12 protein-coding genes and 1 pseudogene are annotated in these 16668 nt (G+C 38.4%); 1 reads left to right on the top strand and 12 read right to left on the bottom strand.

Annotated elements, in window-relative coordinates:
- Window positions 1-29: 29 nt before the first annotated feature.
- From H8S90_RS19485 to H8S90_RS19465, 5 genes are all read right to left on the bottom strand, one after another.
- Window positions 30-3047 (bottom strand): basic secretory protein-like protein, encoded by a 3018-nt coding sequence (locus H8S90_RS19485; RefSeq protein WP_255501664.1) that lies wholly within the window; start codon window positions 3045-3047, stop codon window positions 30-32.
- Window positions 3048-3244: 197 nt separating this feature from the next.
- On the bottom strand, window positions 3245-5581 hold the full coding sequence (locus H8S90_RS19480; RefSeq protein ID WP_187339479.1) for a transglycosylase domain-containing protein: 2337 nt from the start codon (window positions 5579-5581) through the stop codon (window positions 3245-3247).
- 328 nt (window positions 5582-5909) lie between these two features.
- A complete protein-coding gene (locus H8S90_RS19475) occupies window positions 5910-6521 on the bottom strand; it encodes an HAD family phosphatase (protein WP_187339478.1) in 612 nt (203 codons plus the stop codon).
- 147 nt (window positions 6522-6668) lie between these two features.
- A complete protein-coding gene (locus tag H8S90_RS19470; protein ID WP_187339477.1) occupies window positions 6669-7994 on the bottom strand; it encodes an ABC transporter permease in 1326 nt (441 codons plus the stop codon).
- 10 nt (window positions 7995-8004) lie between these two features.
- Window positions 8005-8919 carry an ABC transporter ATP-binding protein gene (locus H8S90_RS19465; RefSeq protein ID WP_187339476.1) on the bottom strand — a complete coding sequence of 305 codons (915 nt, stop codon included), beginning with the start codon at window positions 8917-8919 and terminating at the stop codon, window positions 8005-8007.
- A 199-nt stretch (window positions 8920-9118) separates the two neighbouring features.
- Between H8S90_RS19465 and H8S90_RS19460 the strand changes: the two are divergent.
- Window positions 9119-10641, top strand: a pseudogene (locus H8S90_RS19460) (IS1182 family transposase); the annotation flags it as partial.
- 196 nt (window positions 10642-10837) lie between these two features.
- On the opposite strand, the gene H8S90_RS19455 reads toward H8S90_RS19460, so the two are convergent.
- From H8S90_RS19455 to lat, 7 genes are all read right to left on the bottom strand, one after another.
- On the bottom strand, window positions 10838-11428 hold the full coding sequence (locus tag H8S90_RS19455) for an outer membrane beta-barrel protein (RefSeq protein ID WP_187339475.1): 591 nt from the start codon (window positions 11426-11428) through the stop codon (window positions 10838-10840).
- 340 nt (window positions 11429-11768) lie between these two features.
- Window positions 11769-12917: a molecular chaperone DnaJ gene (gene dnaJ, locus H8S90_RS19450; RefSeq protein ID WP_187339474.1), complete on the bottom strand. Its 1149-nt coding sequence runs from the start codon at window positions 12915-12917 to the stop codon at window positions 11769-11771.
- A 2-nt stretch (window positions 12918-12919) separates the two neighbouring features.
- The gene (locus tag H8S90_RS19445) at window positions 12920-13546 is read right to left on the bottom strand and encodes a nucleotide exchange factor GrpE (RefSeq protein WP_187339473.1); all 627 of its coding nucleotides are present in this window, start codon (window positions 13544-13546) and stop codon (window positions 12920-12922) included.
- A 159-nt stretch (window positions 13547-13705) separates the two neighbouring features.
- Window positions 13706-14389 (bottom strand): cell division ATP-binding protein FtsE, encoded by a 684-nt coding sequence (locus H8S90_RS19440; protein WP_187339472.1) that lies wholly within the window; start codon window positions 14387-14389, stop codon window positions 13706-13708.
- A 1-nt stretch (window position 14390) separates the two neighbouring features.
- A complete protein-coding gene (locus H8S90_RS19435) occupies window positions 14391-14594 on the bottom strand; it encodes a fructose-6-phosphate aldolase (RefSeq protein ID WP_187339471.1) in 204 nt (67 codons plus the stop codon).
- A gap of 149 nt (window positions 14595-14743) precedes the next feature.
- Window positions 14744-15142 carry a hypothetical protein gene (locus H8S90_RS19430; RefSeq protein ID WP_187339470.1) on the bottom strand — a complete coding sequence of 133 codons (399 nt, stop codon included), beginning with the start codon at window positions 15140-15142 and terminating at the stop codon, window positions 14744-14746.
- 155 nt (window positions 15143-15297) lie between these two features.
- Window positions 15298-16629 (bottom strand): L-lysine 6-transaminase, encoded by a 1332-nt coding sequence (gene lat / locus H8S90_RS19425; protein WP_187339469.1) that lies wholly within the window; start codon window positions 16627-16629, stop codon window positions 15298-15300.
- Between the last annotated feature and the right edge of the window lie 39 nt (window positions 16630-16668).

Genomic DNA, 16668 nt, shown 5'->3' with positions numbered 1-16668 from the left:
TTAATTTGCGCTGTGTGGAAAAGATAAGTCTACCAACCAGGTGCGAAGTTCAAACCGAATGTACCAAAACTTAGGTCTCTCCGGTTAAATGGAATTGCATAATAAGGCTCGAGAACAAAGTATCCAAAAATATTTACTCTTAATGAGACGCCTGCACTCATCGCCGGTACGCGTTCGTATACATCAATGTAGGAGCCATCTGGATTTTGGATTCTGTCAATAACGTCAGGTTCACGTTTAAAAGTAATTTTGTCACCTCCACTCCAAGCTAATCCCATATCGAAAAAGACATTTAAATCGGAAAATAGTAAACCTGATTTAAACGCAGCTAATTTTTCCGGACCTGTAAATGGTAACCTGGCTTCTAGATTAACCACCGCAATTCTTGATCCCATTAATTGGTTTAAGTTATACCCTCCCGTTCTGTTGTTATTATTATTATAAAAAGAAGCTGATTCATATCCTCTGATTAAGAAAGGATAACCAATATATAAGGGGTAAAGCCGATCTTCGCCATTTCCAACACGCATGTAGGTATATGCCCGCGCTGCCAGAGAAACTGGTTTTATTCGATGATACTTACGTAAATCAACCGTATAAGCAGTAAAATCAAAGTCTCCAAAATATTTTTCTGCAGATATTCGATAACGATAACCACTCAGTGGAGCCGCTACTCCAAAGAAAGAGTTATCACCTACAAAAGCGGCATTTATTTGTTGTAAAGTAAATGAATCGAAATTTCCACCATAACTTTGACTGGCCTCTTCATTAGAAATCCGCCTTCTGTCACTTCCTACAAACTGCCCAATGGTATTGTAATAGTTGGAAAACCGATCTACTCGATAACTGTATCGAGCTAACGCTCCACCTATTTCAAAGCGTGCCACTCTGGAGAATGGGTAGGCTGCAAAAGCATCTACCTGCGATTGAAAAGTACGAATAATATCGGTGTTTTCGGTGAAGTAGGTATTGCCATCAATTTCACGTGTGCCGTAACTCATCAACCCCGACATAAATGGTATATGGGATACAGATACCCCCCAATTGATTCGACTCTTCTGGTTAATATAAGCAAATTGTCCACCGAAGTCGTATATTTCACCGTTAATGGCCAAGCCTGCAAATAATTGATTTCTTCCCAAGATATCGGAGAAAATTCCCTGTATACCACTTGCCAAACCTGCTCCGTATCTGCTACCCACAGCAACGCCTACACCACTGCCCTGCAGATAATCTAACTGAAATTTTGGTTTATAGGCAATGGGTTTTATCAGCGAACTACTTATTCTTCTGAAAATATTATAATTATTGAGATTGCTATTGACGATATCTACACCTAGAGATTGGGGGGGTGGAAGCATAGCAGCATCAAAATTCACATCAGTTCTTGAAACCTCCACTGGCGCAAAGTCTGTGGGTTTAGCATTATAAATGGTATATTTCTGTGCCCTATAATAAGAATACAAGATATCATCACTTGCCGATACACTCAGCGCCGGTGAATATTCTGTTATACCACTGATGCCAGTGAAGTAATCTGTCATTCGTTCTATCTTTTGGTCGACAAAAGTATAACGATACAGATTTCTAAATCCATCACTATTAGACAAAAAATAAAGTTGACTATCGTCGGATGAAAATTGAGGATTTAAATTATTTGCACCAGGAAATATATCTATCTCTCGAATTTGTCTGGTTTCAATATCCATGATTGCTAATCCCATAGGGATATCAACGCCTTCATAATTGCTTTTCAAACTTATTCGGTCGGTACTAAAGACGATTTTTTTTCCATCCCTGGAGAAGCTGGGGTGATAATCTGAATAAAGATCATCGGTAAGCTGCGTGAGTTCTTTCGTTGACAGATTGAACATATATATGTCGCTTTGCCCATTACTTAAACCCGAAAAAGCAACATTTTCTCCGTTCGGCGACCAAGTGATGTTGGAAAATTCAGCCACGTCGCCCATACTTTCAACAGCCAAAGTTTTTCCGCTGCTAACGTCAACAATCATTAATTTTGTTCGTCCGCCACTGAAAATACTGAAGGCGAATTTTTTGCTGTCACTGGAAAAGGTACCTGCACTTTCTATATAACTGAATTCATCAATATGGGAGTTGTTTTGCCTACTGGTGAGCTTTCGTATGACTTTTCCAGTTTGAGCATCTGCCAGAAACAGGTCGATACTAAAAAGATCTTTTTCTGATAAGAAAGCAACGAATTTACCATCGGGAGATATTGCAGGAGAAACGTTCATGTTACCACCGTTTCTGTTATCTATTATCATTTTTCCCTTGGGTATTTGTGCGGTGTCTAACAACAGGGGCTTATAGGCATTTTCGAGATTTGTTCGCCACAAATTGGATAATGTACGCTCATCGTATCCGAAAGTGTGTTTAATAGCCATTTGATAACCATACTTGGCTGTATTCTTAAAAAAAGGAACGATCACGGTATCTCCATAAGTGGAACCTATGTATGCCCAAAAGGCTTGTCCATATCGATATGGGAAATACCTACCGCTCTCAGTAAGGTCTCGCAGGCTGGGTATATCCTTATTTAAGTAGGCGTCACGCATCCACATAGCTGTGAATGCGTCCTTCTTGCCTATGGATAGATATTCAGCCATTCCTTCTACCATCCACAAGGGAAGGTTCCCTATGTTTTCAAGCCTCGTGGAATCGCCTTCAATTAAGCTGTGATATTGAAAGGCATGTACAAGCTCATGGCCTAGTACATGACGTGTTTGATTATTAATTTGCATGATGGGCATGACAACCCTGTTTTTAAGCCCTTCTGTTACGCCGCCGGTTCCCACACTTATTTGCCCTCCTATAGCAGTAGTTTGTTGAAAATCAGGGTGATTGTTATAAAGTATTAATGGGTTTTTTCGCAGAAACGTATCTCTAAATACTTGTTGATGCAACTCATACCATAACTCGCTTTCTTGAACAAATCGATTAAATAAACTATCATTTTCTAAATAGGTGTAGAAATCGAAGTGTGGTGTTTCCTTTACCCTAAAATCCAGTGTTTTGTACCGCATTTTATTCTGACCAAAATATTGTCCGAAAACATGCGGAGAAAAACAACAAATCAACAGAAAAATAGACGTTATCTTAAAAAATGATAGTTGACTTTTGGTATTAAAGTATTTCATATGATTGCTTAGGTACAATTTCTTTTACTCGGTTAAAGTTAAAATTAATTTAAACAATTTGGCGGCTTTTTAACATGGCTTTTTTAAGGAATAGTTGGTTTTAACTGTTCGTCAATTCTATTTATTTCATCTTCATCCTGTAAAGGTACCGTTGGCATTAACCGCTGTTCTATTCGAACACTATCTGTAGCAGTACTATCTTGAATAACAATTCTCGGACTTGGACAATTATATTTTCTGGTTATGGGTACTGTAGGGTCGGGGAGGGGGCCATAAGTGTAGCCACTATTAGGGTCATGATATAACTGCTCCATGAATGTTGCAAAAATTGGCAAGGCAGTTCTCGAACCTTCTCCGGTAGCAGAGTTTCTGAAGTGAATGCTTCTTTCGTCGTTCCCGACCCAAACTCCTGTGACTAAATCCTTTGTTATACCAATATACCATCCATCTACATAATTTGATGAAGTACCAGTTTTCCCTCCAATTTGGTTGCCATCTTTCCATAGATCCCATTCCCATAAAGCCTGAGATGTGCCGCCCGGTTCTTCCATGGTTCCTCTAAGCATATAAGTCATTAACCATGCTGTTTCTTCATCAATCACCTGCTCAGGTTTTGCCTTAAATTCCGCAAGTGTTTTTCCATCGCGGTCAACGATTCTTTTTACCAGGATCGGAGTTGTGTGGTTGCCTTTATTTAAGAAAGTAGCATATGCGCTGACCATTTCGAAAACGGTTACATCATTTGAACCGAGACCTACTGATGGAACAGAAGCTAGGTGACTGGTAATGCCACATTTATGAGCGGTTTCTACCACCTTATCCCAGCCTACTTTTTCTGTAATTTGAGCAGTTACGGAATTAATAGATCGACCCATCGCCCACCTCAAAGACATATCAAGACCGGAGAAAGTCCAATCTGCATTTTTAGGTTCCCAAGATTTCTGTTCGCCATTTTCAGTATAGTCAATCCTGACTGCCTTATCCGGAAATTTATCACAGGGAGACATACCCTCTTCTATTGCTGCGAGATAGGCGAAGGGTTTAAACGTCGATCCAGCTTGCCTTTTTGCCTGATTTACGTGATCATATTTATAATAGGAATGATTGATTCCGCCCACCCAAACTTTGATTTCTGACGAGTAGGGATCTAAAGCCATCATGCCGGTATTTAAAAACTTTGCATAATGGGCAAGAGAGTCCATTGTTGAATAATTTACCTCTTTCATACCGTCTTCCCAGGTAAACACTTTCATCGATTTCGGTTGATTAAGGTAATAGGAGATGCTGTCGGTATTTTTGTTGAACTTTTGGCTTAGAAAATCATAAAGTGGAAGTTTTTTCGCTAGATTTTCCAAAAAATTTTCAATAACTACACCTTTTGAGTCACGCCAGGGCAATTCGTTGGCCCAGGATTTGTCTAATCTTTCTTGCAATATAGCCATTTGCTCATATGCTGCTTTTTCCGCATGGGCTTGTAATCTAGAATCGATAGTAGTATAAATTTTTAATCCATCTTCATATAGATCATATCCATTTTCCTCGCACCACTTTTCAACAGTTCTCTCCACGGCTGCACGTAAATACGAGTCGTCTTTACTAGAGTCATTAACACTTCCTAAACTTAAACCTAAGGGTTTAGTAATGAAATCTTTATATTGTTCTGATGAAATAAAATCAGCCTTTAACATTTGCGACAAGACAATATTTCGTCTCTTAGTGGCTTGTTCGGGATTTCTTATGGGGTTATAAAGGGTCGTCGCTTTAAGCATGCCTATTAATAGTGCAGCTTGTGAAGCTGTGATATCATTTGTATTACTATTAAAATAACGCTTGGCAGCGGTTTTTATGCCGTAAGTGTTGTTGCCAAATGACACCGTATTGAGATACATGGTCAGTATATGTTCTTTACTATATTTGCGCTCGAGTTTAACGGCTGTAAACCATTCCTTAATTTTAATAATTAACATGTTTAAGCCAGGGATTTTTCCTAAAAAACCAGCAGATTGTTGGTAGCGGGTTCTATATAGATTTTTTGCCAGTTGTTGAGTGATCGTACTGCCTCCACGTTTTTCACCGTGAGCTGTAGATACCAAGCTGGATGCAACTGCAAAAAAATCAACCCCACTGTGTTTAAAAAAACGGATATCTTCTGTGGAAACCAGCGCATTCACAATATCAGTTGAAATACTATCATACACTACAGGCGACCGATTTTCTTTAAAATACCGGGCAATTAGTTTTCCATCATCCGTATATAATTCCGAAGCGATATTCAGCGTTGGAGTTTCAATATCCTTCGTCGTTGGAGAATAACCAAAAAGACCTAAAAAATTCAGTTCTATAGCGCATAAAAAAATTATGGCGAAATAAATAAATATTATAAAATAACGAAGAAACTTGTTCTTAACCCTTCTGAACATGTAGTAAAGATCTAAAATGAACGGATAAAAAAATGTAAAAAATTGTTAAATATACCATATCAGGTTATGCAAAATATTATCAATTAGGTTATGCTGCATGATGTTCTGACGAATATAAGTCAATAAAGGCGGTTTTATAGCAGGCTCTCATTTTTTGTGTAAATAGTGAGAACCTTTCTACAAAGATATATTGTTGTTATAAAATATGCATTAAAAGTAAAAAAGAATAGATCTTTTGCATAAGTTATTATCGCCACTAAATAGATTAGGTAACGTATGTATAGTAGAAGTTATTTTATTTGCTGACCAAAGTTGAGCCGTCTTGCCTTTATATCTTGTCAACCCTTACCCAATCCATTCCTGCTGCAATAGCCGCAGCAACACCGGGATCACCATCTTCGAATACCATACAATCTTTCGGCGCAACGCCTAAAGCCTTAGCAGCTGCTAGAAAAGGATCGGGAAATGGTTTTCCCTGAGGAGTTTCACCTGCGCATATTAGTACATCTATATATGCTGTAAGTCCTAAAACAGATAAGGTTTTTTGTACAGTCGTCCGTGTACCCCCGGATACAACACCAATATGAGTGTCTTTTGCGTTTTCCTTGAGATGTTCAGCAACAAAAGAGATGGGTTGTGTATGTTCAATAAATTTTTCGAAAAAAACTGCCGATTTTTCTTTAGGAAAGGTTTCAGGTAAGGTTATTTGGTATCGCCTACTAATTTCATCGGCTACAAGTTTCGTAGGCCAACCAGCTAGTTCATCAATAATATCTGTATCTAAATCAATGCCGTATTTGGCAGCCGCTTCCTTGTAAGAGAGCTTATGTGCTAACATGTTGTCTGCTAATGTTCCATCACAATCGTAAAGTAATGCGATATAATTGCCTTTTGTCTTCTTATTTAATATCGCTAATTTTTCTTGTGTATCTTTGTCCATTTAATTACTATCTGTGTAAACTTTCGCAAAAATCACTCATTTTGACCTACTTTCCTAATTTTTACCTCTAAAAAAATAGACGGTAATTACTAAGGACAAAAACCAGTTTCGTTTGCTGCGATAGCAATTCTTTACTATCTGTCTATTTTAGCCCTTGTAATTGAACCATTTAAATAGTTCTTTATAACTCGCCTTTTTTCCATACATGAGTATACCTACTCGGTATATCCTTGAAGCAAGGTACGTTGTTGTTATAAAACCCAATACCAATAAAATGATCGATAAAATTAATTGCCACGTGGGTACCCCAAAAGGTATCCTAACTAACATACCTATTGGAGAGGTGAAAGGAATCATACTTAACCAAAAGGCTACCGAACCATGTGGGTTATTAATCAGGACAGAAAAAGAAAGCATATAAGTAAAGAGTAGCGGCATAATAATAGGAAACATAAACTGTTGCGTTTCCGTCTCACTATCTACAGCAGAGCCCACCATAGCAAACAATGCGCTATACAGCAAATAACCTCCAACAAAATATACAAGGAAACAACTGATGATAATACCGTAATCAATAGTCTTTAAGTTTTCCAGGATTTGGGTTATCTTTGAGTTTTGAGGAGGCACCTCTGCGTCCTCTGCATAGGAAATTTCCGTTTCTTGATTAACATGGATTTCAGTTGTATGTACCTCTTCTGACATAAATGTTGTAGCTGCAACCATCAGGCCGGCAGATAGCAGTATCCACAACACAAACTGGGTAACACCAACTAAGCCAATTCCTACAATTTTCCCCATCATCAATTGAAAAGGTTTTACCGATGAGATAATTACTTCTACAATGCGACTAGTTTTTTCTTCTATGATGCCTCTCATCACTTGGCTGCCATACAGGAAAAGTGATATATATATTAATATTGATAGGGTAAAGCTAATACCTATTGCGGCGCCTATGCTACTGTCTTTCTCTCCGTCGATGGTTAATTGTTTTGACTTAACGGTTACGCGAGGGTTGATATTTTTTAGAACCTTTGGGTCAATGCCTGCCTTTTTTAAAGCCTGCTCTTTTAAGATCTCATTTATTTTATGTTCAATGCTTTGGATTGTCCCGATTCCTTTCTTTTCCGTATCGTAAAGCTCTACTGTTTGTCGTTTTTCAATATCTGCGGGTACTATAAGTAAAGCGGTATTCTCTTCAACTCCATTTTCGATGTGTTTCTTCAAATTTTCAGAAGATGTTCCTGCTTCAACGAATATTAAATGATCTGTATTCTCCAAATATGCGAAAATTTGATTTGATTCATCTATTACATGCACAGTTGTAATGGGCTCTTGGTTATTCATTGCTACATAAAATACCGTCGCATACATACCTATGAACAGGAAGGGAACTAGAAAGGTCGTTAATAGGAATGATCGCTTTTTTACTCTGCTCAAATATTCTCGTTGGATGATAAGTAAAATTTTGCTCATAGCTGACTTTTTAATTGATATTTACAGATGTAACTTCTTTAATAAAGATATCGTGTATGGAAGGGATTATTTCTTCTAAATGTTGTATCTCTACTTTTGGAATCAAATAAGATAGAACAGCGTTAACAGATTTTTCCTTTGGTATTTTGATCGACAAAGTAGTTGTGACGCCTTGATGCTCAATATCGTCAATTATAAATAACGTATCATCTGGAGTAGAAACAATATCGTCACCTAAATAAGTAATCTTATATTTGTTTTCACGATATTTGTTTTTTATATCTATCACGGAGCCATCCAGTATTTTTTTTGATTTGTTTATAAGCGCTATGTTGTTGCACAACTGCTCAACTGATTCCATGCGATGTGTTGAGAATATAATGGTAGTTCCGTTACGATGGAGCTCAAGGATTTCATTTTTTATAATATCTGCATTTACGGGATCAAATCCTGAGAAAGGTTCATCAAGAATAAGTAGCTCAGGCTGATGAAGTACTGTGGCTACAAATTGAACTTTTTGTTGCATCCCCTTACTTAAATCTTCAACTTTCTTGTTCCACCAAGTTTGCATTTCCATTTTTTCAAACCAATGTTTTATGCGATGCTTAGCCTCACTCTTCGACAGACCTTTTAACTGTGCCAGATATAACATTTGTTCGCCGATCTGCATTTTCTTATATAATCCTCTTTCTTCTGGCAAATATCCAATCTGATAAATATGGCTACTGTTCAGTGGCTCACCATTAAATTGAATATGCCCACTGTCTGGAGCGGTAATTTGTGTAATAATGCGAATAAGAGAAGTTTTTCCAGCGCCATTTGGTCCAAGTAGGCCAAAGATAGTTCCTTTTTGTATATGAATAGATACATCGTCAAGTGCGCGATGCCCGGCATATTGCTTTACAATATTCTTTATTTCTATCATCGAATAGCTGATCAAGTGTTCGTGTTATTAGATCGATATAGAGAAGCTTTGTTACAGATAAGAACGAAATAAGAAAATGGTTACAAAAAGGAGCTGTCTAAAAAGCCCTATTAATAGAAGATCCCCGATACTGAAAAAGTGTCGGGGATTTTTATTTTTTGTCCTAAAAAACAGTTATTTTTAGGTGCACCCAAACAATATGGCAAACATACTATTCAAAGCATTACCGTCCAACAGTCCGAGCCTGTTTCCGGAAGATATTTTTGCAAAGATCCCAGAGAACCACCCGGTACGTCTGGTAAATGCAGTGGTTGACAGACTGAACATCGACCACATCATAGGACAGTACAAAGGTGGCGGCACGAGCAGTTTCCATCCGCGTATGATGATCAAAGTGCTGTTCTATGCCTATCTGGGCAACATCTATTCGTGCCGCAGGATAGAAAAGGCCTTACAGGAGAATATCTATTTCATGTGGCTTTCGGGCCACAGTGCACCGGATTACCGAACGATCAACCACTTCCGTGGCAAAGACTTAAAGGGCATATCCATTCCCTTTTTGCCGATGTTGTCCGTTTGCTTGCCGAACTGGGCTATGTAAGCCTAAAGGTCCAGTACATAGACGGTACAAAGATTGAATCGGCGGCAGGCCGTTACACTTTTGTATGGAAAGGTTCGGTGGAAAAGAACAAAGCAAAACTGGAAAATAAAATACAGTCGGTCCTCTCGGACATTGAATCACAGATAAAACAGGACCAATCGGAACTGGGCAGGGATGAAACACCCAAACCTATTAAGAGCAATGAGCTCAGGGACAGACTTTCTTTACTGAACGAAAAGCTCAAAGCAACAGCAAAACCTACCCAAAAACAGCTTAAAAAGCTGCGGGAAGAACATCTTCCAAGGCTGGAAAAGTACGAAAAGCAATTGGCTACACTGGGGGAAAGGAACAGTTACAGCAAAACCGATGAAGATGCCACCTTCATGCGGCTGAAAGATGACCACATGCAGAACGGGCAGCTCAAACCGGCCTACAACACGCAGATCAGTACGGAAGAACAGTTCATCACCCACTACAGTATCCACCAGACAAGCACCGATACCACCACATTGGAAGACCATCTTGATAGCTTCGAAGATCAATATAACAGGCAGAGCGATGTGGTGGTGGCCGATGCCGGTTACGGAAGTGAAGAGAACTATGAAATGCTGGAATCAAAGAACATAGAAGGTTACGTGAAATATAATTACTTCCACAAAGAGCAGAAACGCAACCAGAGGAACAATCCTTTTCTATTACAGAACCTGTATTATCATAAAGAGCAGGACTTCTATGTGTGCCCGATGGGACAGAAGATGGAGTTTGCCGGTAAGGGAATACGCAAAAGCACCAATGGATATAGTTCCCGGGTGAGCTATTACAGGGCCGAACGCTGTGAAGGCTGCCCGCTTCGGGGGCAGTGCCATAAAGCGCAGGGAAACAGGATCATCGAAGTCAACCACCGGTTGAACGAACTGAAGACCAGGGCACGCGAACGTCTAACATCGGAAACAGGAAAGTACCACCGGAGTAAACGCCCCATAGAAGTGGAGGCGGTCTTCGGACAGATGAAAAGCAACAACAGATTCAACAGGTTAACCATGAGGGGGCTTGAAAAGGTCGATATTGAGTTCGCCCTGATGTGTATAGGGCATAACCTGAGAAAATGGTCGAAAAAGCTCCTGAAAACAACTTCGTCAGGCCCAAACAACGAACCTAAATACAATAATCCCCTTATTTATGACCCCAAATGGATAAACTACTGCTATCAACCATTGGTCGCAGAGTAACATCCTAAAACCGATAGACTCTACAGGTAGATACAAAACGAAAGAAGGCGCCCTTTTTAGACGCCTTCTTTTTGTAAAGCTTAAAATCTTAAAAATAAAATTGTACGCCTAATTGTGGAGCAAAGAAATCACTTGCTAAGCCAAAAGAGTTGGAAATTACTTTATTTCCAGTAGACTCATTTTCTACTCTATTATTCCCATAATACAAGCCCCTTACACCCAGCTCGATACCGACATTTTTATGTGGGAAGAAAGCTACTCCTGGTGACAATTGTACACCGTAATGGGCATTGGTAGAGGTTTTAGTACCGTCAATCTTTTCGTTGCCCCATGACATTGGAACAGACAACTGACCGAAAAATTTAAACATTTCGTTTCCTTTATAAGCTCTTGCAAATGGAGAAACAGTAAATGCACCTTGTTGAACTTTTAGGTCATTTGAATTGTAAGACTGGGAATAGGCGTAACCAATACCTGTACCAATCGCAAAGTTATCGCTTACGAAATAACCGATATTTGGCGTTATATTGAAACCTTGGGACGAATGATCAGATCCATTAACCTTATTGTAGTTATATCCTACACTTCCTCCTAAAAATAATTTACCTTGTTCGGTTTGTGCGTTAGCAGAAAAAGCTAGTGCGAATGCTGTAGTTAGCGTCAAAAATAATCTTCTCATGTTTAATATAATTTTGTTTACTCATCGTCAGCATAGTGCTGACTAATTGCTTATATAGGTCAATGTTTGTGCCAAATATAGTGCGCTAATGTATATAAGTTGTATGTGCAACTAAAATTATATTTAAATGACAATGTATAAAGAATATGTTTTTTTGTACATTATTGATATATAATGAATATGTTATTGATGTGACAATAGCCTCAAAAATATGTATAACAATAAAACTGACTAATTGTCTTAAAATGTCAATTACTGATTTATTGTCATGATAATAATAGATAAATAAAAAACGCCCGCTATTTAGCGGGCGTTTTTACTAGTACTAAAAATAACTTTCCTATTCAAAAAACTCTTTTACACGTTCAAAGAAACTTTTTTCATTTTTGCCAGGTTGAGGCTTGAAATTTGGAGACTCTCTTAACGCTTCCAGTTGATCTCTTTCTATTTGAGATAATGCTTTAGGTGTCCAAACGTTAACATATACTAATTGGTCTCCCTTGTGATAAGAATTGACTTCGGGGATTCCTTTTCCTTTTAAACGAAGGATTTTTCCTCCCTGAGTGCCAGGATCTATCTTTATTTTTGCTTTACCATCTATTGTAGGTATCTCAACACTTGATCCTAATGCAGCATCAACAAAACTTACATATAAATCATAAATAACATTGATGCCATCACGTTTCAATAGGGCATGGGGAACTTCCTCAATGAGAATAATAAGATCACCTGGAATCCCACCCCGAGGTGCAGCATTACCTTTACCACTCATGGACAATTGCATGCCCTCACTTACACCTGCAGGAATGTTAATGCTAATTGTTTCCTCTCCGCGTACCAATCCTTCTCCATGACAATTCGTGCATTTGGAGGTGATTTCTACGCCTTCGCCATTACAGGTAGGGCATGTACTGGTTGTTTGCATTTGCCCCAATATCGTGTTGGTTACTCTTCTTACACTTCCAGCTCCCCCGCAAGTACGGCATGTAGACGTAGAGCCTTTATCTTTTGCACCACTACCATCACAAGTCTTACAGACAACTTGCTTATTGACTTTTATCTTCTTTTCAACACCCTTTGCAATTTCTTCAAGGGTTAGTTTTACTTTTATACGGAGATTAGTGCCCTTTACAACTCTTCTACCGCCACGTGACTGTCCACCGCCACCAAAAAAACTTTCAAACGGATTTCCGCCACCAAAGATATCTCCAAAATTGCTGAATATGTCTTCCATATTCATGCCGCCGCCATAACCTCCACCAGCACCATTGGCAGTATGCCCAAACCTGTCATAACGTTGGCGCTTTTCTGTATTACTCAATACTTCATAAGCCTCTGCTGCTTCTTTGAACTTCTCTTCAGCTTCCTTGTTGTCAGGATTTTTATCTGGGTGATATTTAATAGCAAGCTTACGATAAGCAGATTTGATTTCAGTCTGCTCAGCATTTCTCGATATCCCTAATACGTCGTAATAATCTCTTTTTGCCATTTTTATATTGATTCACTACCTACAACCACTTTTGCATAGCGTAAGATTTTGTCATTAAGAAAATAACCCTTCTCTACTTCATCAATTACTTTTCCTGCCAATTCTTCAGATGGCGCGGGTATTTTAGTGATTGCTTCATGTAGGTCAGCATTGAAAGGTTCACCAACTGCATTCATTTCTTTTAGTCCTTTTTTTGTTAAAATAGATTTTAATTTTTGATAGACTAAATCTACACCTTCTTTGATAGGACCTACGTCTTGTGTGTTTTCTATCGCTTTCCGAGCTCGTTCAAAATCATCTAGCACCGTTAAAAGATCCCCGATAACTTCTTTACCGGCACTCTGTAACAATTCTACACGTTCTTTCGAGGTACGTCTTTTGTAATTGTCAAACTCAGCATATAGACGAAGATATTTATTGTTTGCTTCGGTTAGTTCGTGTTGGAGCTTTTCTTCCTCACTTAAAGCGGGCGACTCTTCCACATCTACCTCATCAGCATCTTCTACAGTATCCAAACCGGCCTTGCTATGTTGACGTGCCTCGTTAACAGACTCTAATTCTTCAGCAATATTTTTATTCTCCAAGTTTTGATTCTCTTCGAGATTTTCTTTCTTTTTTTGTTCTTCCATAATTCTAATAAAGCAGTACAAAATATAAAATGCCTTCACAAAATTATTGCCAAGGCATAATTCACAGTCAGTATGTCAGTTCCAACACGTTTTGAACTAACATATTGACGCAGTCTGTCAGTTGTTATCTTGGATCAATATATAGCTTCCCTCCGGTGCTTAGGAAATAGTGACATTGTCATATAATACACCTGACTCTGTCTTCACAATACGTGATGGCATGTTTCTAATAATTTGATAGTCATGCGTGGCCATTAACACAGCTGTTCCAGCTCTACTAATTTCCTTAAGAAGCAATACTATTTCTTCCGATGTGTGTGGATCTAGATTTCCGGTCGGTTCGTCCGCCAAAATTACTTCCGGGTCGTTTAATAACGCGCGGGCAATTACTACCCGTTGCTGTTCACCACCAGATAACTCGTGTGGCATTTTTTTTAGCTTAGAGCGTAAACCTACTTTATCTAAAACATCAAACATTCGTTCTCTTATCAGGTTTTTATCTTTCCACCCAGTTGCACGCATAACAAACTCAAGGTTCTTTTCGACAGTTCTGTCGGTAAGTAAATGAAAATCCTGAAATACAATACCCAATTTCCTTCTTAAAAAAGGAATGTCCCGATCGTTTATCCTCCCTAGATCAAAGCCTGCTACTAAGCCGTCACCATTAGATATGGGAAGATCCCCGTAGATTACTTTGAGTAAGCTACTCTTCCCTGAACCAGTTTGTCCAATCATAAAAACAAATTCGCCAGAATCGATCTGTAAATTTACATTAGAAAGAACTAAATGTTTTTGTTGATAAATGTCTATATTTCTAAGTTTGATAACGGTATTTGCAATCATATTAGAGGATTATTTTTTTTATTTGTCCAAAAGGTAGTTCTTTTACTATGGTCATGATATACGCTAATTTATGGCCTAAACCAATTTTTTCAAGCGATTTGTCAGGCCGATCTACCCTAAAATATGCAAGTAAAGTGAAGTTTTCATCACGCAGTTGAACATAATCTGGAATTTTCGCCACACCTTTAACTTTTATTATATACATGATAGGCCAAAGTTAGTACATTATTGGAAATATCACCTATGTTTTTCAACGTACATTTTAAACATATCTTGTACTACCTGGTTTTTATTGCCAGGTGAATTTATCCATGATTGGGATATTGGTTTATTCCTATATGGCTAAGGTCGATTTTAATACATGTTAAAGTTTAGAAGGAGCGTACCACCCATAGGCCTCTTTTCATATCTGGAAGAAGCTTTGTAAATGGTAGTATCAAAATGTGGGGGTTGTAAATTTATTCGTTGAGGAATGGGTTTTTCCGCGTTAAAGAAAAACACTTTAGTAGTTCCGTATTTTGTATGTGGCATTAAATCACCATATGATTGCATTTGCGCATTTTTTTCATCTTTAACCGAAACAACATATAATCTAATAATAGGACCGGCATTTTGCTCACTTCGCGCAAAGACTATCTCTTTAAAACCTCCTTTTAAGTCCTCCGCATTTGGTTGTAAAAATGAATCTTTTAAAATAAATGCAGCTATTGATAAAATCGCAGCTCCAATCCAAATCCATCGTTTCTTGCTCATGTCTATTTTAGACGTTATTTTTCTCTTTTTATTATGTAATATCTCCTTATTCTAAAAAAAGTAAACACGCTCTAAATAAAAGTGCTTAAGTAGCAGGGGAAGGGCGTTTAATGTGTTTTTCATGAAAGAAACCAGGAGTATGGGTGCAGCCGCAGTTAAAGGTGTTGAACTACGCTTTCCAAGGTTTCCAAGCCGCGATCGATATCCGTTTTTTGTATGATTAATGCAGGTCTGAAGCGTATGCTCCTTTCACCGCACCCCAAGAATAGTACCTTTTGTTGTAGCGACTTCTTTAGAAAACTATCCCTTTTTTCTTTGTTTGGAAAATCGAAAGCGGTAAGAAGACCCCTGCCTCGAACATTGCTCATCACTGGATATCTATCTGTGCTATCTATCAGTCGCTGTTGTAAATAATTTCCCACGGCTTCAGCATTGCTCAATAAATCATCTTCTTCAATAATCTGCAATATTTTGCTTGCTCGGACCATATCGGCTAAATTTCCTCCCCAAGTTGAATTAATACGGGATGGTACTTTGAATACATTTGTTTTTACTTCATCGATGCGTTCACTTACTAGAATACCACACACCTGCATCTTTTTTCCAAACGCTATAATGTCAGGGCGTGCCTTGGCACCAAAATGTTCATGACACCAAAATTTTCCCGTTAAGCCAACTCCCGTTTGTACTTCGTCATAAATTAACAAGGCATCATTTTCGTTCGCTAGCATTCTTAATTGCTCTAAAAACTCTTTTCTAACATGGTTGTCCCCGCCCTCCGATTGGATGGGCTCGATAATTATGGCACATATATCATCTTTATTGTCGGCAAAAGCTTGCTTGATTTGGGCCAACGATTGCCTTTCACGTTGCAGCAGCAGTTCATATCCTTCATCAGTAAAAGGAAACTCCATATATGGAATGCTTACGCGAGGCCAATCAAATTTAGCAAACCATTTTGTTTTGTCTGGTTGTGTATTGGTTAAACTCATGGTGTATCCCGTTCTGCCATGAAATGCTTTTTCAAAATGTATAACCTTCAAACCGCGTTCTTTTATATAACCCTTTTGAAAGTTTTTTTGAACTTTCCAATCCATTGCAGTTTTAAGCGCATTTTCAACAGCCAACCCACCACCGGCCACGAAAAACGCATGTGGCAAATATGATGGGATACCCACTCGACTAAACGTTTCCACAAATTTTGCATATTGCATAGTGTAAATATCTGAATTAGAAGGATTCGTTAGTGCTGCGAGTAATAAGTCTTCTTTGAATTCCTCATCATTTAGCATTTTTGGATGATTATACCCAAGAGGCACAGATGCAAAACAGGTGAAGAAGTCTAAAATTTCCCTGTTATGTTTCGAATCAAACATCATTACCCCTTTACTCTTTTTTAAATCTAAAGTAAGGTCCATTCCGTCAGTTAACACATGTTTACTGATAACCGATTGAGCATTTTCAGGTGTTGCAGAAGTTTTGTTCATACCAAATCTGTTTATCGCCGTTAATACTCAAACATAAAA

It is taken from the genome of Olivibacter sp. SDN3 (assembly GCF_014334135.1).
Lineage (GTDB): Bacteria > Bacteroidota > Bacteroidia > Sphingobacteriales > Sphingobacteriaceae > Olivibacter.
This window is presented reverse-complemented; position numbering and strand designations above follow the sequence as displayed.